The organism is Paenarthrobacter sp. NPDC058040, from assembly GCF_042885775.1.
Classification (GTDB): Bacteria; Actinomycetota; Actinomycetes; order Actinomycetales; family Micrococcaceae; genus Arthrobacter.
In genome coordinates this window covers 91352-115304 of record NZ_JBHVRN010000009.1, presented here as the reverse complement: position 1 = coordinate 115304, position 23953 = coordinate 91352, and the positions used below count along the sequence as shown (strand labels likewise).

The 23953-nt window shown below is 63.6% G+C and carries 24 protein-coding genes and 1 tRNA gene; 7 read left to right on the top strand and 18 right to left on the bottom strand.

Annotation, left to right across the window (positions count from 1 at the left end; genetic code table 11):
* Positions 1–3 precede the first annotated feature (3 nt).
* A complete protein-coding gene (locus ACFVSJ_RS14310) occupies positions 4–483 on the bottom strand; it encodes an FHA domain-containing protein (protein WP_387437643.1) in 480 nt (159 codons plus the stop codon).
* Between the two features lie 5 nt (positions 484–488).
* Positions 489–1235, bottom strand: a complete 747-nt coding sequence (locus ACFVSJ_RS14305; RefSeq protein ID WP_387437495.1) for an FhaA domain-containing protein — start codon at positions 1233–1235, stop codon at positions 489–491.
* A 396-nt stretch (positions 1236–1631) separates the two neighbouring features.
* Between ACFVSJ_RS14305 and ACFVSJ_RS14300 the strand changes: the two genes are divergently transcribed.
* Positions 1632–1714, top strand: a tRNA-Leu gene (locus ACFVSJ_RS14300).
* Between the two features lie 128 nt (positions 1715–1842).
* On the opposite strand, the gene ACFVSJ_RS14295 is transcribed toward ACFVSJ_RS14300, so the two are convergent.
* The 9 genes from ACFVSJ_RS14295 to ACFVSJ_RS14255 all read right to left on the bottom strand — a co-directional run bounded on the left by ACFVSJ_RS14295 (position 1843) and on the right by ACFVSJ_RS14255 (position 13292).
* The gene (locus ACFVSJ_RS14295; protein ID WP_387437494.1) at positions 1843–3042 is read right to left on the bottom strand and encodes a PLP-dependent aminotransferase family protein; all 1200 of its coding nucleotides are present in this window, start codon (positions 3040–3042) and stop codon (positions 1843–1845) included.
* Positions 3039–4712: an ABC transporter ATP-binding protein gene (locus ACFVSJ_RS14290; protein ID WP_387437493.1), complete on the bottom strand. Its 1674-nt coding sequence runs from the start codon at positions 4710–4712 to the stop codon at positions 3039–3041. The genes ACFVSJ_RS14295 and ACFVSJ_RS14290 overlap by 4 nt, the downstream gene beginning before the upstream one ends.
* 1 nt (position 4713) lies before the next feature.
* Positions 4714–5568 carry an ABC transporter permease gene (locus tag ACFVSJ_RS14285; RefSeq protein ID WP_387437491.1) on the bottom strand — a complete coding sequence of 285 codons (855 nt, stop codon included), beginning with the start codon at positions 5566–5568 and terminating at the stop codon, positions 4714–4716.
* Positions 5565–6518 (bottom strand): ABC transporter permease, encoded by a 954-nt coding sequence (locus tag ACFVSJ_RS14280; RefSeq protein WP_387437490.1) that lies wholly within the window; start codon positions 6516–6518, stop codon positions 5565–5567. Before ACFVSJ_RS14280 ends, ACFVSJ_RS14285 begins: the two co-directional genes overlap by 4 nt.
* Complete coding sequence (locus ACFVSJ_RS14275) at positions 6515–8167, bottom strand: ABC transporter substrate-binding protein (protein ID WP_387437489.1); 1653 nt, start codon at positions 8165–8167, stop codon at positions 6515–6517. Before ACFVSJ_RS14275 ends, ACFVSJ_RS14280 begins: the two co-directional genes overlap by 4 nt.
* A gap of 51 nt (positions 8168–8218) precedes the next feature.
* Entirely contained in the window at positions 8219–9616 is a 1398-nt protein-coding gene (locus tag ACFVSJ_RS14270) for an FAD-binding oxidoreductase (protein WP_387437488.1), read from the bottom strand.
* A gap of 362 nt (positions 9617–9978) precedes the next feature.
* Complete coding sequence (locus tag ACFVSJ_RS14265; protein WP_387437487.1) at positions 9979–10677, bottom strand: FadR/GntR family transcriptional regulator; 699 nt, start codon at positions 10675–10677, stop codon at positions 9979–9981.
* Positions 10678–10748: 71 nt separating this feature from the next.
* A complete protein-coding gene (locus tag ACFVSJ_RS14260) occupies positions 10749–12014 on the bottom strand; it encodes a choice-of-anchor P family protein (protein ID WP_387437486.1) in 1266 nt (421 codons plus the stop codon).
* A 150-nt stretch (positions 12015–12164) separates the two neighbouring features.
* Complete coding sequence (locus ACFVSJ_RS14255; protein WP_387437485.1) at positions 12165–13292, bottom strand: mandelate racemase/muconate lactonizing enzyme family protein; 1128 nt, start codon at positions 13290–13292, stop codon at positions 12165–12167.
* Between the two features lie 173 nt (positions 13293–13465).
* On the opposite strand from ACFVSJ_RS14255, the gene ACFVSJ_RS14250 reads away from it, so the two are divergent.
* The gene (locus ACFVSJ_RS14250; protein ID WP_387437484.1) at positions 13466–13918 is read left to right on the top strand and encodes a DUF1801 domain-containing protein; all 453 of its coding nucleotides are present in this window, start codon (positions 13466–13468) and stop codon (positions 13916–13918) included.
* Here the strand turns inward: ACFVSJ_RS14250 and ACFVSJ_RS14245 are convergent.
* The 4 genes from ACFVSJ_RS14245 to ACFVSJ_RS14230 all read right to left on the bottom strand — a co-directional run bounded on the left by ACFVSJ_RS14245 (position 13915) and on the right by ACFVSJ_RS14230 (position 16646).
* Entirely contained in the window at positions 13915–14817 is a 903-nt protein-coding gene (locus tag ACFVSJ_RS14245; protein WP_387437482.1) for a DMT family transporter, read from the bottom strand. The two genes, ACFVSJ_RS14250 and ACFVSJ_RS14245, sit on opposite strands and share 4 nt — an antisense overlap.
* The gene (locus tag ACFVSJ_RS14240) at positions 14810–15415 is read right to left on the bottom strand and encodes a helix-turn-helix domain-containing protein (protein ID WP_387437481.1); all 606 of its coding nucleotides are present in this window, start codon (positions 15413–15415) and stop codon (positions 14810–14812) included. The genes ACFVSJ_RS14245 and ACFVSJ_RS14240 overlap by 8 nt, the downstream gene beginning before the upstream one ends.
* A 61-nt stretch (positions 15416–15476) precedes the next feature.
* On the bottom strand, positions 15477–15899 hold the full coding sequence (gene arr / locus ACFVSJ_RS14235) for an NAD(+)--rifampin ADP-ribosyltransferase (RefSeq protein ID WP_387437480.1): 423 nt from the start codon (positions 15897–15899) through the stop codon (positions 15477–15479).
* Positions 15900–15917: 18 nt separating this feature from the next.
* The gene (locus tag ACFVSJ_RS14230; RefSeq protein ID WP_387437479.1) at positions 15918–16646 is read right to left on the bottom strand and encodes a TetR/AcrR family transcriptional regulator; all 729 of its coding nucleotides are present in this window, start codon (positions 16644–16646) and stop codon (positions 15918–15920) included.
* Between the two features lie 107 nt (positions 16647–16753).
* Here ACFVSJ_RS14230 and ACFVSJ_RS14225 point away from each other — a divergent pair, with 107 nt between their 5' ends.
* The 3 genes from ACFVSJ_RS14225 to ACFVSJ_RS14215 all read left to right on the top strand — a co-directional run bounded on the left by ACFVSJ_RS14225 (position 16754) and on the right by ACFVSJ_RS14215 (position 20639).
* Positions 16754–18127: a flavin monoamine oxidase family protein gene (locus tag ACFVSJ_RS14225; protein ID WP_387437478.1), complete on the top strand. Its 1374-nt coding sequence runs from the start codon at positions 16754–16756 to the stop codon at positions 18125–18127.
* 84 nt (positions 18128–18211) lie between these two features.
* A complete protein-coding gene (locus ACFVSJ_RS14220; protein ID WP_387437477.1) occupies positions 18212–19093 on the top strand; it encodes a universal stress protein in 882 nt (293 codons plus the stop codon).
* A 25-nt stretch (positions 19094–19118) separates the two neighbouring features.
* A complete protein-coding gene (locus ACFVSJ_RS14215) occupies positions 19119–20639 on the top strand; it encodes an APC family permease (RefSeq protein WP_387437476.1) in 1521 nt (506 codons plus the stop codon).
* A gap of 58 nt (positions 20640–20697) precedes the next feature.
* Here ACFVSJ_RS14215 and ACFVSJ_RS14210 read toward each other — a convergent pair whose 3' ends face one another.
* A complete protein-coding gene (locus tag ACFVSJ_RS14210) occupies positions 20698–21249 on the bottom strand; it encodes a hypothetical protein (RefSeq protein ID WP_387437475.1) in 552 nt (183 codons plus the stop codon).
* A 321-nt stretch (positions 21250–21570) separates the two neighbouring features.
* Here ACFVSJ_RS14210 and ACFVSJ_RS14205 point away from each other — a divergent pair, with 321 nt between their 5' ends.
* The gene (locus ACFVSJ_RS14205) at positions 21571–21951 is read left to right on the top strand and encodes a VOC family protein (protein ID WP_387437474.1); all 381 of its coding nucleotides are present in this window, start codon (positions 21571–21573) and stop codon (positions 21949–21951) included.
* Positions 21952–22001: 50 nt separating this feature from the next.
* Here ACFVSJ_RS14205 and ACFVSJ_RS14200 read toward each other — a convergent pair whose 3' ends face one another.
* Positions 22002–22448 carry a DUF5997 family protein gene (locus ACFVSJ_RS14200; protein ID WP_387437473.1) on the bottom strand — a complete coding sequence of 149 codons (447 nt, stop codon included), beginning with the start codon at positions 22446–22448 and terminating at the stop codon, positions 22002–22004.
* 34 nt (positions 22449–22482) lie between these two features.
* Here ACFVSJ_RS14200 and ACFVSJ_RS14195 point away from each other — a divergent pair, with 34 nt between their 5' ends.
* Positions 22483–23199 carry a LysR substrate-binding domain-containing protein gene (locus tag ACFVSJ_RS14195; RefSeq protein ID WP_387437472.1) on the top strand — a complete coding sequence of 239 codons (717 nt, stop codon included), beginning with the start codon at positions 22483–22485 and terminating at the stop codon, positions 23197–23199.
* 3 nt (positions 23200–23202) lie between these two features.
* On the opposite strand, the gene ACFVSJ_RS14190 is transcribed toward ACFVSJ_RS14195, so the two are convergent.
* On the bottom strand, positions 23203–23901 hold the full coding sequence (locus ACFVSJ_RS14190; protein WP_387437470.1) for a GntR family transcriptional regulator: 699 nt from the start codon (positions 23899–23901) through the stop codon (positions 23203–23205).
* Positions 23902–23953 lie beyond the last annotated feature (52 nt).

The following is a 23953-nucleotide window of genomic DNA, read 5'->3' as shown; positions in this document are numbered from 1 at the left end:
GGACTACGGCCTCAATTCAATGACCGTCTTGCCGATTCTCACGGGGACGCCAAGCTCCACGGGCAGTGCGCGGGTGAGCTGCTGATCGGCCAGGTAGGTGCCGTTGGTGGAACCTAGGTCCTCGATGAACCAGCGGCTTCCTTGCGGGAACAGGCGGGCATGGCGGCCCGAGGCATAGTCGTCTTCCAGGACAAGCGTGGCCTCCTGTGCACGGCCCAGCAGGATGGGGCTGGCCGCGAGGGGGAGCGTGGTGCCCTTCAGTGGACCTTCGGTGACCACCAGGTTCCGGGCATGCTGGATAGCTGGCGGCGGCGATGCTGCCAATTCAGGATGCTTGCGGACTTCCCGTGCCGTTGGAGTGCCGGTGACGGCCTTGCGTCCGATCTGGAAGTCGCGGCGCATGGTGGACACGATGCTGAAGATCAAGACCCACAGCAACAAGAGAAAACCGAAGCGAAGAGCGGTGATGGTCAGTTCGCTGATGTCGTTCACGCGTTGCCACCCGGGGCTTGGGGGAGAAGGCGGAAAATAATCTTGGTACGTCCCATCGTGATGGTTGAGCCGTCTGTGAGTTCCACGCTGCCGTCTACCTTGTGGCCATTGACGTAACTGCCATTGGTGGATCCAAGGTCTACGGCCCAGGTGGTGCCGTTCTGCGTGCGGACCTCAAGGTGCTTTCGCGAAACTCCGGTGTCGTCCACCAGGATGTCCGCTTCCGAGGAGCGTCCCAGCACAACCGACTGGGCATTGAGGGAGTAGCGCTGGCCGCCGATGTCCAGGACCGGCTGGAGCCGGGTTGGTTGCCGTGCGGGCGCCGCTGGAAGGTTCGGCCGGGGAGCCTGGGGGGCGGGAGCGCCGCCGTCGGACTTTTCGGTCCTTGAGGCGATTTCAAAGTGGCCGGCCCGCTCTTCGTCATTGCGACGGAAGGAGATCCTGACAGGGCCCTGAAGCGTGTAGCCCTGGCTGCGCACATGCTGGATGACGACGTCGCAGAGTTCCTCAGCGAGGGGTGTGCCCCATTCCTGTGCCCTGGCGAAATCGTCATTGCTGAGGAGGACATCGAAAACGTTGGGGGCGAGGGTGCGTCCCGCGGCAATGGTGATGGACTGGTTGTCCAGCTCACGGCGCAGTTTGCTCGCGATTTCCACCGGCTCGACACGTGCCCGCGACCCCGTGGAGAAGACGTTGCGGACAGCTTTTTCAATGCCGCGTTCCACCTTGTCCAGCAGACCCATGGTCCTTCTCCTTTCCTCGTCGCGGCACACAGTGTGCCTGGCTCGATAGTCGGTCCATGGTCCCGTCCGTGCACACACTGAAGTGAGCGCCAAACGGCCCTTTCACTTCCCGATACTACTGGGAGTGACTGCGAATGGCCTTAATCCACAACGCCTTGCGACCCGGAAAAGTTCGCCGCACTCCCGTCATGACGCCTGAGGGCGGGGACTAAATTTCCGTGCTGTTCAGCTGTTGTTGGGAGGCGTCTGGATGCTCCGGATGTGTCCGTAAATGTCCTTTGGCGGCGTTGCCCTTGGCCGATTGGTGTTTTGCCCGGAGTGTCCGTTATGCTTGATCTCGCTGCTTTTGAAGGAAGCGAAGCCGGATTCCGGTGAATATCCTGAAAAAGAAGTTGCGCGCGAGTGGCGGAACGGCAGACGCGCTGGCTTCAGGTGCCAGTATCCGAAAGGGTGTGGGGGTTCAAATCCCCCCTCGCGCACGCAATATGAAAGAGCCCCCGATCTACGGATCGGGGGCTTTTTTGTTACCCGTTTCCCCAACTGAGTCGCATTTGTGCGCGTTTTGACGGCTCAAAACGCGCACAACTGCGACCCAGTTGGGGGAGGGCTACGGGAATTGGCGCTTCAGGGCCCGGCCGAGTCGAGCGGCGGCCTCCTCGAGCTTCTCTGCAGATACGTCGCCGTAGGCCAGGCGGAGGTGCCGATCCGAATCCGTGCCCGGTCCGGAGGGGAAGAACGAGCCGCGCTGGTACTCCACGCCTTCGGCGCTGGCATCCGCGGCCAACTGATCGGGATCCACTGAGTCGTCAGCCAGTCGGGGCCACAGGAACAGCCCACCCTCCGGAAGCACAGTTTCAAAGGAACCCGGGGCCTCCCGGTGGAGTGCCGCCACCAGAGTCTCCGCCCGGCTTCGGTACAGGGAACGTGCGCGGTCCAGCGTAGCGTCGAAGATCGCCGGATCGGACGTGACAAGTTCGCCGATGATCGCCTGCACCAGCGTGGAGCTGTGTGAGTCCTGGCGGCTGCGAAGGGCCACGAGATCGCGGGCCAGGTGTTCTGGAGTGACGGTCCAGCCAAGTCGGAGTCCGGGGCCCAGCGTCTTGGTGAACGTATTAATGTGCAGGACGTGGTCCGAGTTGTTGAACTCAGCCACGCTTTCCTGCTCCCCGGAGAAACGCAGCTCACGGTAGGGGTTGTCCGCAAGGATCACGAATCCGTAGTGCTCTGCCAGCCGCACCAGCTCGCTGCGAGCCTCGCCCGGGAGGGTGCCCTGGGAGGGATTGTGGAAGTCCGGCACCGTATATAGGGCGGACGGACGGGCCCCGCCGCGCAACAGGTCGCTGAGATGGTCCACGTCCAGCCCCCGCGGGCCAACGAAAACGGGCAGCGTCCGCGCATCGGAGAGCTGCAGACCACGCAGGAACAGCGGGAAGATGGGGTTGTCCACAGCCACCAGGTCGCCGCGCTCCACAACAGCCTGAATGGCCAGCGACAAGCCGTGGAACCCGCCGTTGGTGATGAGGATCCGGTCAACGGACACTCCCTCGCGTTCGGCGATCCATTCGCGCAGGGGAGAGATGCCTTCCGTGCGGGAGTACTGCAGGGCAGGAACACCGGGCCGGGCCAGCACCCGCGTCGTTGCTTCCGCGATCTCCGTGGTGGGCAGGACGCCGGGGTCCGGGATGCCACCCAGGAGTTCGATTGCGTCGGCCCGCTTGTCGCGCAGGGTGGCGTCACCGAAACCCTTTGGCGCAGTGAAGGCCTCAATGAGTGCAGGCCGGCGGGTGCTTGTCAGATTCACGGTCATGCGGTTGCCTTCGCTAGTTGTTTGGTTTCGTTGTTGCCCGGGGCCGGCGTCGCCAGGGGAATCGCGTCGAGAAGCGCCTGGGTGTAGGGATGCTGCGGCCGCAGGAAGATGTCCTCCACGGCGCCGTCTTCGACTACTTGGCCACGCCGCAGCACGGAAACGGTGTCCGCGACCTGACGTACCAGGGCCAGGTCATGGGAAACGAACAGATACGTCAGGCCCAGTTCCCGTTGCAGCTTGGACAGCAGTTCCAGGATTCCCGCTTGGACGCTCACGTCGAGCGCGGAGGTGGGTTCGTCCAAAACCACGACGTCGGGGCGGACCACCAGTGCGCGGGCGATGGCGACGCGTTGGCGTTGGCCGCCGGACAAATGGGCGGGCCTGCGCGAAGCCACCGAATCGGGCAGCCCCACCGCTTCGAGCGCTTCACGGACACGCTGGGCGCGTTCGGCCTTGGTGCCCACACCGAATTGGTCCAGGGGTTCCCTGACGATCCGGCCCACCCGCCAGCTCGGGTCAAGCGAGGTGAACGGGTTTTGGTAGACGAGCTGGAGGTGGCGGCGGATGTCCCGCACTTCCGCACGCGACCGGCCGGACGTCGATTGCCCGGCTATGGCGATTTCGCCTCCGTCCGGCTGTTCGAGCCCGAGCAGCAGCCTCACCGCGGTGGTCTTGCCGGATCCGGATTCCCCCACCAGGGCATGGGTCCTTCCACGCTCCACCGCAAAGGACACACCATCGACGGCCACTACTTCCTTACCGCCGGCGACGAACCGCTTGGACACACCCCGGACCTCTATCTGCTGGCGGCCTTCAGTAGGCGAGCCGGCCGCGTCAATCCGGGAGCCGCCGTCGTACGTTTCTCCGGAGGTGAGCCGCTGGCTCCGGTACCTGTCCGGGTGCAAGGCGGGGACATCGGCTTGGAGGTTCCGTGCGTATTCGGTCCTGGGGGCGGCGAAAACATCCCGGGAACCGCCGCTTTCCTGGACCGAACCGTCCTTCAGCACCACCAGGGAATCGGCGCGCTCGGCGGCGATGGCGAGATCGTGCGTGATGAGGAGCAGGCTGATGTCCAGTTCGCTGCGGAGTTCCGTGAGCATGTCAAGGATCAGTTTCTGAACGGTGACATCCAGCGCGGAGGTGGGCTCGTCGGCGACGATCAGCGACGGCCGGGGCAGCACAGTCAGCGCGATGAGCACCCGCTGGAGCATTCCGCCGGACAGTTGGTGCGGGTAGGAATCATAGACGCGAACGGGATCGGGCAGGCCTACTTGCTCCAGGACATCCAGGATCTTTCGGCGCCGCACCTCGGGATCGGTCTCGCCGAGCAATGCGGCAGCTTCGTGCGCCTGTGCACCGATGGTACGGACGGGGTTCAGCGCCGAGGCGGGATCCTGCGGGATGAAGCCCAATTCCCTGCCTCGGAAGGGACGGAACTGCTTCTCGGGAAGGGAAAGGAGGTCTTGGCCGTTCAACTCCACCTTGCCTGTGGCGGTGGAATCTTGCGGGAGCAGGCGGAGGACGGCCTTGGCGATGGTCGACTTGCCCGAACCGGACTCGCCGATCAGCGCGAGACTCTCGCCTTTGGCGACCGTGAACGCGACGTCGTGGACGACGGCGGTCCGCCCGTAGGCGATGGACAGGCCTTGCACTGTTAAGAGGGAACTCATGTCACTTCGCCTTTCGCAGCCAGCGGCTGATGCGGTTGACGGACAGGACGGTGACGACGATGACCAGTGCCGGCGCGTACACGAGCCAGGGTGCCGTGACGTAGGTCTTGCCCGAGGCCACCAGCAGGCCCCAGTCCGATGCAGGGGGTGGATCGCCGTAGCCAAGGAAGGCCAACGACGCGATGATCAGGATGGACGTGCCGAACTGCAGGACGGCCAGGACCAGCACCGAACGGTACGCGTTGGGCAGGATGTGACCCAGCAAGGCGTGGAAGCGGTTGCCGCCCTCAAGGTAGGACGCCTCGACATACGTGGCGCTGCGCACGCGCATCACTTCTGCGCGCATCAAGCGGGCGAAGACCGCGACGGCGGACACACCAGTTGCGATTGCGGCGTTGATGGTCTGGAAACCCAGCGAGCTGACGATGACCACGGCCAGGAGGAATCCCGGGATGGCCAGGAGGACGTCGACGAAGCGGCCAAGGATCGAGTCGGTCCAGCCACCGCGGAAACCTGCGGCGAGGCCGATGATGCTGCCCACCACCAAGCCGATGAGAACCGCTACCAGGGCACTTGTGACCGATGAAGCCGTGCCGTAAACCACGCGGGCGTACTGGTCGCGGCCGAGGTAGTCGGTGCCGAACCAGTGTGCGGCGCTGGGTGCGGCCAGCTTGCTCGCGGTGTCGCCGGTGACCGGGCTGTAGTGCGTGAACAGGCCCGGAGCCAGGGACCACAGGATGACAAGAAGTACGACGGCGAAAGACAGCAGTACCGTGACGGGCGGCAGTCCATCCGTCAGTTTTCGCTGGGTGGGCTCTGACCCTTTGAGCTGGGGATTGCTGAGCAGGGCGGTCATGCGCTTACCTTCTCCCGGAGTTTGACGCGCGGATCCAGCAGGGGTGAAGCAAGGTCAGCCAGGAGGTTGACGATGACGAACACCACGGCGGAGAGGGAGACCACGGCTTGGAGGACTGGCTGGTCCTCGCCCGTCACGGCCTTCTGGACCACAGTGCCGATGCCGTCGCGGCCAAAAATGGTCTCCGTGATGACAGAGCCGCCCAAGAGTTCGCCCACGATGAGTGCCACCATCGCCACGGATGGCAAGGCTGAGGGTTTGACCAGGTGCTTGGCGAAGAGCTTGGCCTCAGTCAGCCCGCGGGAGCGGGCCACGATTGCGTATTCCTGCCGGGATTCGTGATCCAGGCTGGCAATCAGCACTTCAGCAAGTGGCGCGGAGACGGGGATTGCCAAGGTGATGGCCGCGAAGAGAGTGGCCACGGCACTGTTCGGATCCGTGGTGGTGAACGAGTGGAGCCTGAAAGAGAACAACTCGATCAGGATGAGGCCGATGACGAAGTTCGGCACGGAAAGGAACAGTGACGGGATGGAGCGGACAACTGCCGCCCACTTCCCGGGAAGGTACTGGGCACCGTAAGCGATGGCAACTGCGAAAACCACGGCAATGACCAGCGCGCTTGATGCGAGTGTGAGCGTGGAAGGCAGGGCGTCTCCCACGATTTGGGTCACGGGCAGGTTGGACTGCAACGAGAACCCCAGCTCACCCGTCAGGAACCGGCCGAGTGAAAGCAGGAGTTGGACGATCACCGGCTGATCGAGTCCGTAGAAGGAAACGATCCGCTGGATGTCCTCCTCGCTGAGTCCGTGCTGCGGGTCGCGGAGCGTGTTGGTGATGGCGTCACCGGGGAGCACGCTGATCACCAGGAACGTCAGCACATAGGCCAGGAGGACCACGATGACCGCCTGGCCCACTCGGGTGAGGGCAAAGCGCCTGTATTCGCTGGTCACTGCGAAATCCATGCCGTGTAGAAGTTCGCGTAGGCCAGACCGTTGTACTGGACGTCCTTGATCTTCGGGTTGATGAGGTACAGGCGCTGGACCAGCTGGTTCAGCGGAACAAAGTAGCCCTGATCCAGCACGTACTTCTGCAGTTCGTCGGCAACCTTCTCGCGGGATGCCCGGTCCGAAGCCGTGGCGATCGCGGTGGAGAGATCGTTCAGCTTCTGGTCGCTGGTACCCAGGCTGAACCAGTCCTCGCCCTTGTTCTGGCTGGTCAGGACACCGGCCACCGTACCGACGTCGACGAAGCTGCGGGAGGTCTGGAACAGCGGCGGCTTGCTGGCCTGGATGGCCGCGTATCCGGCCACGTCCACAACCTTGAGGTTGACCTTGATGCCAACCTTCTTGAGCTGCTGGGCAATGAGCTCGTCCTCGGCCTTGGTGGACGGAACGTACGGGTTCGGGGTCAGGGTGAACTCGAGGGTCTTGCCGTCCTTGGTGCGGTAGCCATCCGAGCCCTTGGCCCAGCCGGCGTCGTCCAGGACCTTGTTGGCCTTGTCCGGATCGAACTTGAAGGAATCGCTGAACTCGCCCGCTTCGGGGACGTTGCCCTGGATGAAGGTGGTGGCGGCGTTCCAGTCGTCGGTGTAGACGGTTTTGCGGATCTCTTCGCGGTCGATGCCGTGCTGGATGGCCTGGCGGACCGCGAGTTCGTTGGTGGGGAACGCCGTGGTGTTGACCTGGAAGCCGTCCACGAAGCCGAGGTAGCGCGGGGTGCCCACCGTGAAGCCCTGGGCCTTGAGTGACTCGATTTCCTGCGGCTCCACGTTGAACGCCACGTCTGCTTGTCCGGAAACCACCGTGGAGGTCCGGACCGAGGTGTCCTTGATGACCTTGTACGTGATGGTGTCCAGGCGGGCCGGGCCGGTGTGGCCAAGCGCTGCCGGACCCCAGTTGTAATCCTTGCGCTTCTCCAGGACGTAGCTGTCGCCCTGCTTCCAGGACTTGACCACGAACGGGCCGCTGCCGATCTCCTGGCTCAGGTCGGCCTGGGCCTCAACGGGCAAGGCCAAGGTCTTCGGGGAGAGCAAAATGCAGCCGTGGTAGGCCAAGGTGGCGATGAAGCCGAGGGCCGGCGAAGAGAAGGAAACCTTGACGGTCTTGGGGTCGGCTGCCTCCGCCGAGACGAAGTTGGTGGACGGGAAAAGGCCTACCTTGCTGATACCCCGTGCGGAATCACCCTTTGCCCAAGCAGTAAGGTTGGCAACTACGGCCGCGGCGTCCAGCGGGGTTCCATCGGAGAAGGTCACGCCTTCCTTCAGGTGCAGGACAAAATCCTTGGCGCCGTTGAGCTCCTCCCACTTCTCGGCAACCCACGGGCTGAGCTCACCCTTCTCGTTGACGTACACCAGCTTGTCCGTGATCTGGCCCCAAAGGTTGCCCTCATAGCTGGAGATGGACGTCTTGCTGGAGACCCAGCCGGTGTCGTAGCCCTGGATCAGGAAGGTGATGTTGCCGCCTTCCACCGGGGTGCCTCCGTTTGTTCCGGTGCTGGCGGTAGGGCCGCCGCAGGCAGTAATCAATGCCGAGGTGGACAGGGCGCCGAGGCCGGCAAGGAAGGCGCGCCTGCGGAATTCAGGGGTGTTGAAAGTGGTCATGGGATTCTCCTGGATGCGTTGGGGGATTGCGTTGGGGGTTCCTGACAGGCCCTAGATGGCCTTGCCGGGATTAAGCAGCTGCCGGGGGTCGATCGCTGCCTTGATGGAGTGCTGCAGTTCGCGGCTCCGCTGGGACAGTTCAAGCGCCGCCCATTCCTTCTTGATGGTGCCCACGCCGTGCTCGCCGGTGACCGTCCCGCCGAGCGAGAGTGCTACCTTCACCAGCTCCGTGGCAGCTTCCTGAAGGGAGGCAGGCGGGTTGGGACCGTCGTCGGGCGTTTTGTCCAAGGTGATGAGTGGGTGGAGGTTCCCGTCGCCGGCGTGCGAAACGGCGGAAATATCGACGCCGAAGCGGGCCTCGAGCGCGGGGAAGGCGGCGTAGACCTTGGCCAGCTGCGACTTCGGCACGGCGATGTCCTCACCGATGTACCACTTGTCCTGCGGGAGGCCGCGACCACTGCGGCGCAGTTCCCAGAGCCGCACTCCGTCGTCGTCCGCCTCCACGGTGACCCGCCCGCCGACGGCGCTGAGCGCCGTGGCGAGGTCCGCGGCCTGGTCGCCGATGCCGTAGCCGTCCAGTTCGATCAGGATCAGTGCTGCACCGCGGTCCCTCAGGCTGGTGCCCGAGTGCGCATCGATGTTGGCAAGGCTCGGGGTGTCGAAGAACTCGACGGCGGCCGGGCGCACCGGTGAACGGGTGATGGCGGCGAGGCCGTCCGTGCCCTCTTCGGTGCTGTCGAAGAACGCGCTGACGGTCTTGCGCGCCACCGGGATGGGACGCAGACGGACGGTGGCCCGGGTGACGATGCCCAGGATGCCCTCCGAACCCACGAACAGGGATGTCAGGTCCAGCCCGGTAACGCCTTTGATGGAGCGGTGGCCCACCGTGATGAGGCTGCCATCGGCGAGAACGACGTCGAGCGACAGGATCGATTCGCGGGTCACCCCGTACTTGGCGCACCGCAGTCCGCCCGCATTGGTGGCGATGTTCCCGCCGATCGAGGAGATATCGAAGCTTGCGGGGTCCGGAGCATAGAAAAGGCCGTACGGCTCCAAATGCCTGTTCAGCTCCGCATTGATCACACCCGGTTCAACCACGGCGACCTCATCCAGATGGGAGACTTCGATAATCCGGTTGAGCTTTTCCGTGGAAATGACAATCTGGTTTTCGTTCGCCGTGGCGCCGCCGGAAAGGCCGCTGCCGGCGCCGCGGGGGACGATCGAGATGCCGAGTTCTGCTGCGAGCTTCACGGCATCCTGAACGTCGGCTGCTGTTGAGGGAAGTACGACGGCGGGGCCCGGCGGTGGGGTGGCGGCTGCGGTTTTCGCCGTGGCGGCGTCGTGGCCGTAGCGAGTGGTCCCAACGCCTGGCTCGAGTATCTCGATGTTGTTCGGCAGCCGGTGAAGGAAGGACTGGATGGCTGATGCTTCGGTTTGTTGGGTTGTCATGCGGGCGTTCTTTCTGTCCGGGTGCATGACAAGACAGGAATCCCTGCAACGAAGCACCCAAGGGTTTTTGATTGGACATCCCGGTCGGTGAAAAGACAGGGCGGTCCTCAAAAATTAGCGGGACTCGGAATTCGGATGCCAGTTTCGTGAAACGTCAATCAATAGTTCTCAACAGGGCGACGCGGCGATTCCTATTTCGTTAAATGGCGTCGCTGAATTGCGCAATGTTTCTTTGTGGGACCGGGTAAAACGTCATGTGACGCTCCCGCCCGCTCCGGACCCAACTGGGTCGCATTAGTGCGCGTTTTGAGGCCGCTAAACGTGCTTAACTGCGACCCAATTGGGTGAGGCGTGCGGGATCGTCAGCCGCGTGCGGAAGCCTTGAACCGGCGTCGGGAGTTGCTCAGGTGAAGGCGCATCGCTGCAGCGGCAGCGGCTGGGTCTGCCTCGGCGATGGCGGCGTAGATGGAGGCATGCTCGTGGACCACCTGGGCGAAGCGTTCCGGAGAGTCCGGCTCTTCGCTGGAGACGAGGCGCGGGCGCGGCATGGTGATCATGGTCTGGCCGAGGGCGGAGATGCAGTCCGTATAAAACGGGTTGCCGGAGGCGGCCGCTATTGCCCGATGGAAATCGAAATCGGCCTTCATTGCGTGTGCCGGGTGGCCGGAGCTTGCCGTGAACTGTTCAAGGGCTCCGTGGATTGCCTTAAGTTGGCGCTCTGTGTGGTTTCGCGCGGCCAACGCCGCCGCTTCAGTTTCCACACCGATACGGAATTCCAGCATTTGCAGGCGGTCTTCCAAGCTTGAGACTGGACGTGATCCCGGAGCAGCGGCCGGACCATCGGTGGGAGGGGTCAACGCGAAGCTGCCGCGGCCCCGTTCTGTTTCCACCAGCCCCTCGGCCTGCAACCGCGTGAGGGCGGAGCGCACAACGGTTCTGCTCACCCCGTATTCGCTGATGAGCGTATTTTCGCTGGGGAGCTTCTCACCTGGCTGGATGGCGCCGTCGACGATGCGGGTGCGGAGATCGGCGGCGAGGTCCGTGGTCAGGTTGCGGCTCATGCGCTTAAGGTTACGCGTCGCACGAAAAGTGCCCGCCGGCTGGTGGGCCGGCGGGCACTTGTCGGTGCTTGTTACGAATTGATGCTGGTGCTTGAATAGCCGATTTGGATTCTCGACCCCGTGGGCAAGGTACCCAGGGCCTGGTTCAGGACGACATCGACCATGACGACGATGATGGCCGTCGAGGACTTGCTGACCTTATGCAGTGTGACCGTTCCGAGCCCCGGTACTTGGACCACGGTGTTCGGTGCAACTGAGGCGTTGATGTTTGGCAGGCCAGTGATCTTGAGGTTTGTGAAGGTGGATGTGTCGGTGAGAGTGACCGCACCACCTGCCGCTGGCCTGCTGGCACTGGTTTCCGCCTTGATGGCGTCGGCCTGGATCAAACCGTTCAGGATCTTAAGTCCGGCGACGTTATTGGTCACCGTGCTCTTCGGGTTGGGAGTGAGGACGCCGGTAGCCGTGGTTGTGATGGCTCCCGTAGATGCCACGAGAGGAATATTGACCCCGGCCGCGTTCACTGTTGTGGTTCCGCCGCTGCACCCGACATAAGCCAGGGCCGTCGGGCTGGACCCGATAATGCCCGTAGCCAACGTGGCCCTGGTGCCAAATCCCGTGCCAGCCAAATAGCCGGATTGGGGTGCCGTGAGGTTGGCGGTGGTGACGCCAATCCGGATGTCGGTGCCCACGTTGAGGCCTGGCAGCCCGGCTTTGAGAATCTCCACACGCAGGGCGGTTGTCCACACTTGGTAGGTGCCGTTGACCAAACGCTTCACTTGGCCGTTCAGCGTCACCTTGCCCACGGAACCTACCAACGGTGCCTTGAGGTCAATCACCGTGTTGGGCCCCGGGTTGGCATTCACCGCGAGGCCCAGGACTTTCAGGTTTGCGATGTTTGTGGTGTTGGTGCCGGAGTAGGCTCCGGTGGTGCTTTTCTCGGCGATGCTTTCCGAGGTGATGGCCCCGGCGGTGACCAGGCCGCCGAGGAGGTTCGCACCGTTGATGGTCGAGCGCGACTCCAATCGTTTTCCGGTAGATGTGAGTACGGATTTCACGCTTGTGGACGCGTTGCCTACCGTACCGACAGCCGGGACGTTGATCCCATTGGCGGTGTTGGTGGACGTCTTGCCCGTGGCGTTGGTGCAGGCGACGCTGGCACTTGCCGTCGGCCCTGACGTGAGTGTTTTGTCGGTGTTGAAGATGTAGGAACCATAGGCGGTTCCCGAGAAGCCGGTGGAGACCTGGTCCGGCGTTATGGATGCTGCATGGGCCGTAGTGACAGATGCTGTCAGTGCGAGTGTCAGGGCCCCGGTTAATGCGAACAGAGAGCGTTTCATGTATTTCCCCCAGAAATAATTCCACGAACGGGCGTTCGGTGGACACACGGTAACCCAAGGGGACAGCGGCAAACAATAGTTCGATTACCAATTTGTACGTCTTCCATGGAAGTAGCCCCGGGTCACTTGGGATCCGGGGCCACCGAGGGGCTACGCTCCGAACTCCACGGACTCCGTGGTCCAGGCACGGGCCTGCTCGCTCAGGGTCACACCCAGGCCCGGCCGGTCCGGCACAATCATGCGACCGTTCTTGGTTTCCAGGCGCTCCTCGAAGAGGGGATCGAGCCAGTCGAAGTGCTCCACCCACGGCTCGGTGGGGTAGGCCGCGGCCAGGTGGAGGTGGATTTCCATGGCGAAGTGCGGGGCCAGGCCAAGGCCCCTTTCATCGGCCAAAGCGGCGAGCCGCAGGAACTGGGTGATGCCGCCTACGCGCGGGGCGTCCGGCTGAATGATGTCGCAGCCCCGGGCGTTGATGAGGCCCTTGTGTTCGGCGACCGACGCGAGCATCTCACCCGTGGCGATCGGGGTGTCCAAAGCCTGCGCCAGATGCGCGTGGCCCTCGAAGTCGTAAGCGTCCAAGGGTTCTTCGATCCAGATGAGATTGAATTCCTCGAGCTGGCGGCCCATGCGCAGGGCGGTGGCGCGGTCCCACTGCTGGTTCGCGTCGACCATGAGGGGCACGTCCGGGCCGATGTGCTCGCGGATCCCGGCCACGCGGCGGAGGTCTTCCTTGGAATCGGGCAGGCCAACCTTGATCTTGATGCCGCCGATGCCTTCCTCAATGGATTGCGTTGCCCGCGCTTTGACTTCGTCCAGGGTGGCGTTGAGGAAGCCGCCGGAGGTGTTGTACGTCTGGACGGAGTCACGGTAGGAGCCCAGGAGTTTGGCCACGGGGAGTCCGGCGCGCTTGGCCTTGAGGTCATAGAGCGCGATGTCGATGGCTGCCAACGCCTGCGTTGCAACACCCGATCGTCCAACCGAGGCACCCGCCCACAGGAGCTTGGTGTAGATCTTGCCGATGTCGTTGGGGTCCTCGCCGATGATGCCTGCTGCGACTTCCTTGGCGTGGGCGTACTGGGCCGGGCCACCGGCGCGCTTGGAGTAGCTGAACCCGATGCCGCTGTGGCCCTGTTCCGTGGTGATCTCCGCGAACAGGAACACCACCTCGGTCATCGGTTTCTGGCGGCCGGTGAAGACCTTGGCGTCGCTGATGGGTACGGTGAGGGGCAATCGGGCGGTGGACAATTTGACGTGCCGGATGAGGTCTACGGTGCTCAATGGGTCTCCTAAGTTGTTTTACTTAGGATACAAGTTAGCCACTTGTGCTACAAGAGAGTGGATGGGGTGACGCGAGGCGGCTGGAAGCCGGGTGCCGCCGTCGTACTTCGTGCTCGTCTCCCGACGCAAAAGGCTAGTGACCGGCGTCCCGGCTCAGGAGGATAATCCTCACCATGGCTCACAACGAAACCCCGAAAACCCAAACCTTCACCCTCCCAGAGTCCATGAACGGCAAGGCGAGCCCGGCGAAGGCGGCTGTCGGTGACAAGCCCGTTTTCGCCTACATCGCCAGCCTTCCCCAACCGCAGCGCGGAATTGCCGAGGCCATTGATGCCCTCGCGGCCCGGACCCTCCCCAATCTCGAACGCTCAGTGAAGTGGGGCATGGCGTACTACGGAGTGGGTGACGGCTGGTGCTTCAGCTCAGGTGGCTTCGTTGGCCACGTCAAGCTCATGTTCATCAATGGCGTGAATCTCCACCCGGTCCCTCCGGTGACGCCCGTCGGGATGGGCAAGGCAACCCGGGGTGTGGAGATCGGATCCCTGGACGACATCGACGAAGGCCAGTTGGTGGAGTGGATGAAGCAAGTGACGTCAGTGCCCGGCGTTGGCGGCAAGAGGCACTAGGAAGGCGTAGCGGGAACGTCGGTGGTAACTACCGGCTTCGCGGATCGGCGACCTCCTTGCTGCGCTGCGGTCCCGGCCACGACCACCAACGCGATCCCCACAATCTGAATGAGGGTGGGCGCTTGGGCCAGCACCAGCAAACCGATCAGCACACCGAACGCAGGCTCTATGGAAAGCAGCGTGCCAAAGGCGGTGTGGGTCATGCGCCGCAGGGCGAGCATCTCCAGTCCGAACGCGATCACGGGCGTTACCAAGGCAATTCCCGCCGTAACCGGCAGCACCCACCACTCGAGTGATCCGCCCAGGACCTGCGGCAAGCCAACGGGCAAGGTGGCCAGTGCCGCAACGGGAATGGTGAGCGACAGCCCGCTGATACCCGCGAAGCGGTCGCCCACATGCTGGGTGAGCACGTTGTAAAGGCCCCAGCAGGTGCCCGCGGCCAGGGCGAAGCCCACGCCAGCCAGGTCGATGGCGCCATGCCAAGGCTCTGTCAGCAGCACCACCCCGACGAGGGCGAGCAATGGCCAAACCAGCGCCTTTCGGCGCTTGCTCATCAGGCCAGCTACGGTGAGGGGGCCGAGGAATTCGATGGCGACGGCGGTGCCCAGCGGGATGCGCTCGACGGCGGCGAGGAAGAAAGCAGTCATGAAACCCGTGACAACGCCCAGGGCGAGCAGCGCCGGTACGTCACGGCGGCGTATGGAGCGGATGGCCGGGCGGCTGATCATCCACAGAAACACGACGCCAAAGCACATACGCAGCCAAGCGGTACCGGCCGGTCCCACCTGACCGATGACCGCAACAGACAGGGCATTCGAGAATTGGATAACCAACATCGCCGCCACAGCGATCGACCATGGTGGCATGCCGGCAAGTGTTCCGGACAGACGTTTACGCATTCGGCACGTCCGTCCGATGCGCGGCTCCGACGCCCGGTTCGAAGACCGTAAGGGTGAACCGGGCAGCCTCCTGGGCGGGGTTCGAGTAGGAATGGGCAACGTCGCTGAAGAACGTCAGGGCGTCGCCGGTGTTGAGCTCATAGGTGTCCGCCTCCACCTCAACGCGGATGGACCCCTCCTGAACTTGCAACAGTTCGCGCGTGCCGTCGGTGTGCGCTTCACTCTCGTGGCGCTCTCCCGGCGCCAGCGTCCAGTCCCAAAGTTCGACGACGTCAGGAGACTCAGTGCCTGCGACCAGCACGCCCCGGCCGCCGGAAGGTCCCGTCCACAGCACGGCACCCTCGCCTGCGCGGATGACCTTTGCTGCACGTGAAGCAGGCGGTTCAACCAGGGCCGGAAGCCCCACGCCCAAGGCATCGCTGAGCCGGAGCAAGGTTCCGATGCTCGGGTTTACCCCGCCCTGTTCGACGTTCACCAGCATTCGGCGGCTCACGCCGGCGAGTTCGGCCAGTTGGTCGAGCGTCCAGCCGCGGCCTTTGCGTTCCTGGTTCACCCGAATGCCGATGGCACGCGACAGCGATTCCGCACTCTGATCCATAAAGTGCAGCATAGTGCACTAACTTGGCATTAAGCATCCCGAGCGGAAGTGTGGGGGTGGGTTAGTTGATAATTTCCCCGCGCTCATCCGCCAAGAGTGCACCCAGCCGCTCACGCCACGTCTGCAGGGCCTCCGGCGTCAGCCGTGTCCAGTCGGTCACTTCTTCAACCACTTTGAGCGGAGAACTGCTGCGGTAAGAGCGCGTGGGGTTCCCGGGAAATTTCTTGTCCGTGACGTTGGGGTCGTTCTCGTACGGCCCGGTTGGCTCCACGAGGTAGACGTGCGGCGTCCCGTTGCCGGACGCGAGTTCGACGGCGAGCTCGGCCGCCAGCCCCGCTCCGTCGCGAAGCGCCGTGAAGTAGATGTGGTTCATGACGACGTCGGGCCGGTAGTTCGAGCGATAACCCGGTGAGAGGATCTCACCCGTCCGAACTTCGGCTTTCGTGCCGTGATAAAAGGGGCCTTCATCCAGCGGTTCAGTCATGGACCCAGCCTAGGCAACTTAGGCCCGCATCGCCCCGAATCCCGCGATCAGGGCCTCGAGCCCAAGGCTGAAGGCCGCATCCGTGGGACGTTCGTGTCCTGCCAAGGACAGGCGGTCCACGGCAGAGGTGAAGTTGGGGACGTCTTCGGCGAGGTTGCCGGCGTCGAAAATGTCCTCCGGGGCGGTGACGTCGTAAGCGGCGCCGAACACGAATGCTTCCAACGCGACGATCGCGGAGATGATGCGTTCCTCAGGGAAGCCCGCGTCGCGGAACCCGGCAGTTACGGCCTCGTACATGGCCAGGGTCTTGGGGGCGTTGGCAACGGGGAGCACGGCAATGATCGGAATCAGGGGAGTGTGCTCGGAGAAGACGTCCCTGTATGACCAGGCCCAACGCCGCACGGCGGCTTCCCACGGCTCCACGCCGAAGGCGGACACGTCCACCATGGCCGCGAGGTGGTCCTCCAGCAGCACCAGCACGTCGTCCTTGGACGAGACGTGGTTGTACAGCGCAGACGGTGCCACGCCGAGTGAGCGGGCAAGCGCCGCCATGGTGAGTCCGTCGTAACCCTTGCTGCTGATCAACTCGAGTGCCGCCGTCGTAATTCCGCCCTGGTCCAAGATCCGCGCAACCGGGCGACCGGCACGACGGCGCGACTTGCCGGGAACGGAGCCAACCGCCGCGGGGGCGGCGTCGGGTGTGGGTGCGGGCATCGGGAGCCTTTCTGCTGCCAGTGTCCCCTGCATTATTCCATCGGGTCTTCACAGCCGCCGACTCTCGGGCTACCATGGATATAAATGAATGGCATTCATTTATTGGTCAGCCACCAACGGACGGCCACGGAGAGGACATCATGCAGAATCTTGATCGCGACGTTGTGATCGTCGGTGCCGGACCGTCAGGGTTGACGGCGGCTCGCGAACTGAAGAAGGCCGGACTCAGCGTCGCAGTGCTCGAAGCACGCGACCGTGTGGGCGGCCGCACCTGGACCGACACCATCGACGGCGCCATGCTGGAAATCGGTGGCCAGTGGGTTTCCCCGGACCAGACGGCCCTCATGGAGCTCCTGGACGAACTCGGCCTGAAAATGTACTCGCGCTACCGCGAAGGTGAGTCCGTCTACATCGGCGCAGACGGCAAGGCCACCCGCTACACCGGTGAGACGTTCCCGGTCAACGAGACCACCAAGGCTGAGATGGACAAGCTCGTCGCCATCCTGGATGAGCTCGCTGCCGAATTCGGCCCCACCGAACCCTGGGCACACCCCAAGGCCCGCGAACTGGACACCATCTCCTTCCACCACTGGCTCCGCCAGAACTCCAACGACGAGGAAGCCTGCAACAACATCGGCCTCTTCATCGCTGGCGGCATGCTTACCAAGCCCGCCCACGCCTTCTCCGCCCTGCAGGCCATCCTCATGGCCGCCTCGGCCGGCTCCTTCACCCACCTGACGGATGAGGACTTCATCCTGGACAAGCGCGTGATCGGCGGCATGCAGCAGGTTTCGCTGCTGCAGGCAGCTGAGTTGGGTTCCGACGTCGTACTTAACAGCCCGGTGCGTAGCATCAACTGGGAAGACAACAACGTCACTGTAGTATCTGACGGTGCAACCGTGAACGCCCGTTACGTGATCATGGCCGTGCCGCCGAACCTGTACTCGCGCGTCTCCTTCAACCCACCGCTGCCGCGCCGCCAGCACCAGATGCACCAGCACCAGTCGCTTGGCCTCGTTATCAAGGTCCACGCTGTCTACGAGACGCCGTTCTGGCGTGAAGACGGACTGTCCGGCACGGGCTTCAGCGCAGGTGCACTGGTCCAGGAGGTCTACGACAACACCAACCACGGCGACACCCGCGGGACGCTGGTGGGCTTCGTCTCCGACGAAAAGGCCGACGCCGTGTTCGAGCTCAGCGCCGAAGACCGCAAGCAGGCCATCTTGGAATCCATCGCCGGCTTCCTCGGCGACAAGGCCCTGACTCCCGAGGTCTACTACGAGTCCGACTGGGGCTCCGAAGAGTGGACCCGCGGGGCTTACGCTTCCAGCTACGACCTCGGCGGCCTGCACCGCTACGGCAAGGACCAGCACGCGAACGTCGGACCGATCTACTGGTCCTCGTCCGACCTCGCAGCCGAGGGCTACCAGCACGTCGACGGCGCCGTCCGCATGGGCCAAGCGACCGCCGCACGGATTGTCGAAGCCAACAAGCTGGCTTCGGTAGCGGTCTAGCCGCAGAATCAAGCAACCGGCAGTCCGGGGGAAGTGCCGTCCCCGGACTGCCGGCAGCACTGTTTAAGAATCGAAAGGGCAACCATGCGCTACGTCGTCGGCTACACCGCCAACGCCAGGGGTCGCGACGCCGTCCACCTCGCCATTGCGCTGGCCCGCGGCCAGGAGGCGAGCCTGGATCTGGTCATGGTGGTCCCGGAGGATTCTCCGTATAACGCCGTGTACCCGCCCGAGCCTGGCTACGAGTCCATCCTCAATGAGCAGGCACTGCAGTGGTTGGACGAAGGCCTCGCTTTGGTTCCGGCCGACGTCACCGCCCGCGCGCACATCCGCCGCGGAGATTCGGAAGCGCAGGCGTTGATCGATGCGGCCGTTGAATTCGACGCCGTTGCCCTGGTCATCGGTGCCACGAACAGCGGCCTGTTCCGGCGCTTCACCATCGGTTCGGTGGCCAGTTCGCTGCTCCACTCATCGCCGGTCCCGGTGGCCTTGGCGCCCCATGGGTTTGATCGGATAGAGGGCATCACGCGGCTGAGTTGCGGTTTCGGCACGCGGCCCGGCGCGGACCAACTGCTCGACGTCGCGGTTGAGTCTGCGCGGGACAGGCACCTGCCGCTGCGGCTCGTCTCCCTGTTGGCGCTCGACGGCGGCAACTCGCCCGGGCTCGCCGACGCCGCCTGGGTGCATGCTGCGGACCGTCTCGCCGTCGTCGGGGGTTCCGGCTCCGGTTGCGGTTCCGAGGACGCTTCCGGGACCGAACCCGAAATCGTCGTCGCCCAAGGCCGCACCTTCGAGGAAGCCGTGGACCGGCTCGACTGGGAAGACGGCGAAATCCTCCTTATCGGCTCCAGCCGCCTGGCGCAGCACCGCGCCACCTTCCTGGGCACCACAGCGAACCGCATCCTGCGTGCCCTGCCAGTTCCCATGATCGTGGTTCCCCGCGACTACACGCGACAGCGTTCCTAGCACCGTCGCCTGAGAGGCAATACCCATGTCAACTGCACCAAAGACGGTCCAGTCGAAAGATTCGGCCCTGAGTGAGAAGGGCCTGAAAGCCGGATCGGTGGGCCTCATCGGCGCCGTCGTGATCGGCGTTTCCTGCATCGCCCCCGCGTACACACTCACCGCGGCCCTTGGCCCCACGGTGTCCGAAGTGGGCGTCCACCTTCCCGCGATCTTCCTGGTGGGCTTCGTTCCGATGCTGCTGGTGGCGCTCGGCTACCGCGAACTCAACAACGCCATGCCCGACGCCGGAACGTCCTTTACGTGGGCGACGCGCGCCTTTGGTCCGTGGATCGGTTGGATGGGTGGGTGGGGGCTCATCGCGGCGACGATCATCGTGCTGTCCAACCTGGCGGCTGTGGCTGTGGACTTCTTCTACCTCATGCTTGGGCAGGTCTTCAGCGACCCCTCTCTTGCCGATCTCAGCAAGATCCTGCCCTTGAACATCGCCACCACTCTCGTGTTCATTGCTGCGGCCTGCTGGATTTCGTACCGGGGAATGGAGACCACCAAGGGCGTGCAATATGTCTTGGTGGCCTTCCAGTTGCTGGTGCTGGGCTGGTTCGCCGTTTCCGCGTTTGCGCATGTTGCCAACGGCACGGCCTTCGATGCCACCGCCATCTCGCCCGACTGGTTCAACCCCTTCGCCGTGGACTCGTTCACCACATTCACCGCGGGCGTGTCACTTTCGATCTTCATTTACTGGGGCTGGGACGTCACCCTGACCATGAACGAGGAGACTCGCAACCCCGAAAAGACACCCGGCCGCGCCGCAACCGTGACCGTGCTGGTGATCGTGATCATCTACATGACCGTCGCGTTGGCAACGTTGTCCTTCGCCGGCGTGGGGGACACCGGGCTCGGCGTCGGAAATCCGGAGAACCAGTCCAGCATCTTCGCCGTGCTGGCCGGGCCGGTGATGGGTCCGTTCGCTATTCTGATGTCCCTGGCGATCCTGAGCAGTTCGGCGGCATCCCTGCAGTCCACGTTCGTTTCACCGGCACGGACCCTGCTGGCAATGGGACACTACCGCGCCATCTCGCCCCGTTTCGGGCGCATCAGCCCCACGTTCAAGTCGCCCAGCACCGCCACGATCGCGGCCGCGATTGCTGCCGCAGGCTTCTACGTGATCACCCGGACCGTTTCGGAGAATGCGCTCTGGGACACCATCACGGCCCTGGGCATGATGATCTGCTTCTACTACGGCATCACCGCGTTGGCCTGTGTTTGGTACTTCCGCGCGTCCGCTTTTGCCGGTGTCCGCTCGTTCTTCTTCAAGTTCCTGGCACCCTTGCTGGGCGGCGTGATCCTGCTGGTGATGTTCGTGAAGACCGCCGTCGATTCCCTGGACCCGGCCTACGGTTCGGGCTCCTCGGTGGGCGGTATTGGCTTGGTGTTCATCCTGGGAATGGGCGTGATCCTGCTCGGCGTCGTGGTGATGCTGGTGATGTACCGGGTGCGTCCGGAGTTCTTTAGGAACTTCTCCCGCACGGGTGCCTCCCAGTCCTAGCCTTCGCGCCGAGTTGGCATTTGATGACAATGCTGATCGCCGGGATTGGCATTAACTGTCATCTCGGCGCGGGCAGGGCAGGTGTTGGGACGCCCGCTGCCCGCTCGGCTGTTGCGAGGGCCTCAGCGAGATGCTCGACGGCGGCGCGGTAGTCGGTGCCGGCCGTCACCTTGCATCGTTCGGCCTCGCGAATGGCTCTGGTCAGGGCTGCGGTTTCCGTAGTCCTGACGTCCGTCATGGCCGGGTAGTCGATGGTCTGTGCAGGGTCCAATTCGTAGCGTCGCCACTCGATGAGGATCTCGTTGTGCCAGGCGGAGTCGTCGGCAAAACCTGCCCGCCGCCACGGGTCGGCAGCGTGCATGCGCTCAACTTTCCGGACGGCGGCCAAGGTTCCTGCCGCCGTCGTTCCTGTCAGTGCGACCATGGCGAGTCCCGCAGGGGGCCATTGCACGGACGGGACCACAATGGCAGGCGCAATGACGGTTAACCCCGCGAAAAGATCCCAAAAGATCGTGTCCGGCTCCGGACCTCTGCCGCGGGTGAGCTTGCGGTGCAGGACGAACGTCGTGGCCGCCGTCGCAAGGACCAGGGCCAACCCCCACATGAGCATCGGAGCACCTCCCGGACGCAAAAGGCTGTGTTTTCAGTATGCGTTCAGGCGCGCGGTTTGGGTACTGGTGCTTTTGTATCAACAGTTGGAAGCGGCGCACGGAACGGGTAGCAAACTATCGGTACACTCGTGTCAGCGGGCAAAAGCCTGCCGCTTTGTTAAGAACGAAGGACCCGACGGCAATCGGGTCCTGGTTCAGCGCGGAGCGCTCTTTGGTGCGATGTTCAGGGCATACTCCTGAAAACCCACACTTCAAGAGTATGCCCCTTGGCGCCCGCGGCGCACGTTCTTACTGTCAGACCCGCGGCGTAGCCTAGGGCCATGAGACTGAAAATGTGCAGCATCCATGTCAAGGATCCCGCCGCCGCCCACGCGTTCTACACGGAGACGCTCGGCTTCGACACCCTGATGGCCATGCCCGAGGCGAACCTCTTCATCATCAAGGACCCGGGTGCAGGAGAAAACTCGCCTGGGCTGCTCCTGGAGCCCAGCGACAACCCCATCGGGGCCAATTACATGAACGCCGTGTACGACGCCGGGATGCCGGCTGTTGTTCTCGGCGTCCCTGATGTCCGTGCCGAGTATGAGCGGTTGCTCGAAGCAGGCGTGACCTTCAAGGGTGAACCTGCAGAGGATCCGTCCGGTGTCACCGCAGTTTTCGACGACGGTTGCGGCAACTTCGTCATGCTGCACCAGGACTAGTTAAAGGCCGGTGGCCGGGACATTGAGGTCCCGGCCACCGGCTTCCTGAGCTATGAATTGCGCTTGGTCCCCTTGGGGGCTTCACGCTTTGCCGCGGCGTTCTCCCGGGCTTCCTTGGTGGCCGCCTTCTTGCGGGCCTCTTCCTTGACCCGCAGGGTCTCGGCCCGGACAGCAGCGTGCGTGGCGCGCTCAACTACCAGCCACTGCGGGGGAGCCTGCAGCAGTTCGGCGATTTCCGCCGTCGTGAGTGGTTCGGTGACTCCGCCGCGGGAGAGTCCGCCGATGGAGATGTTGAGCTTCTGCGCCACGACGGGGCGCGGGTGCGGGCCGTTACGGCGGAGTTCAGCCAGCCATTCCGGCGGGTTCGCCTGGAGTTCGGCGTATTCGTCGCGGGAGACGGGCGAGTCCTGGAACTCCTGCGGTGCAGCCGGCAAGTAGATGCCGAGTTTCTTGGCAGCTGTTGCCGGCTTCATGGTCTGGGAGTTCTTGGGAGTCATGCTTCAAGGGTATCCGGCCCGGTACTGTGAGTGTGTGCCGGCCGCTGAAGAAACCCCTGAAACAACCGAGCTTCGCTTCGCCTATGTGGCGGGAGTGACACCGGGCAAGTGGATCCGGCGGTGGGAAGAGCGGATGCCGGATGTGCCGTTGCAGTCGTTCATGTCCGACGACGACGCGCAGCTTTCCGTGCTGCGCGACGGTTCTGCTGACCTCAGTTTTGTTCGGTTGCCCGTGGACCCTGATGGCCTGCACGTCATCCCGTTGTACGAGGAACAGCAGGCGGTGGTAGCACCGAAAGGGCACGAAATATCCGTTTTCGAAGACGTGGCCTTCGAGGATTTGTCCGAAGAGAACTTCCTGGATGTCACCGAAATGGGCGGGCCCGATATGGCCCTTCAGGTGGTGGCTTCCGGCGCAGGCCTGGTGATCCTGCCGATGCCGGTAGCCCGGCACCTGAACAACAAGCAGACCGTGAGCCGGCGGCTGTCAGGTGTGCCCGGAACGCAGATCGGTCTCGCCTGGCTCGCAGGCAATGACAGTCCCGTGATCCAGGAATTCATTGGGATCGTGCGGGGCAGGACAGCGCAGAGTTCGCGGCAACCGTCGGCGCAGCAGGAGAAGCCGAAAAAGGCGCCGAAGCCCGATCGCCGCGGGTCTTCGGGTGCAAAAAAGCCTGCTGTTGCGCAGCGCTACGCTCCAAACCCGGACAAAGGCAGGGGCCGGGGTTCGCGCAAGAAAGGGAAGCGCTGACGGCTACTCGCCGTGGATCGCGGACTGTTGTTGCTCTGAACGGTTGAGGTAGGCCAGCAGGAGATCCCCGGCCTTCTCCAGTTCGCCGTTCTCCAGGGCAGAGCAGATCTGCTCGTTTTCGGAGAGCCAGTCGACGTAGAAGTGTGCGTTGACTGTGGCCTTGTGGAAGTAGAGGCGCATCTCAGCGAGCACCTGCCGCATGATCGTGTTGAGCCGGTTGCTTTCTGCGAGGGCCACAATCGCCCCGTGGAAATGCTGGTTTGCGCTGCCGAGGCCTTCGTTGTCGCTGGCGGCTGAGGCCCGTTTGCCCTCCTCGACGGCGGCCCTGACGGCGGCTATGCGTTCCGGCGTGCCTCCTGCCCGGATGGAACTGACCTCGATGGCGCGGCGGACCGTGTAGACATCGTGGATGTCCCCGGCTTCCAGTGTGGCCACGTAGACGCCGCGGTTCGGTTGGCGCACCAGCAGGCGTTCGCTTGCGAGCTCCGCGAAAGCTTCCCTAACGGTGTTGCGGGAGACGCCCAGGTCCTCGGCGATGGTGGCTTCGGTGAGCTTGGCGCCCGGGACCAGGAACCCCTCTGCCAGTTGGTACCGCAATTCTTCGGCCACGCGCTCCGCGACTGAAGGTACCCGCATCCGGACTCGTGCGCGGGCACTGTCGAAGCCAGCTTGCTCGCTTGTCTGCTGATCTGCACTGGCCATGAATCCAAAATTACACGATTGCCGAAAATTGGAATCGCTGGATTGTTGAACA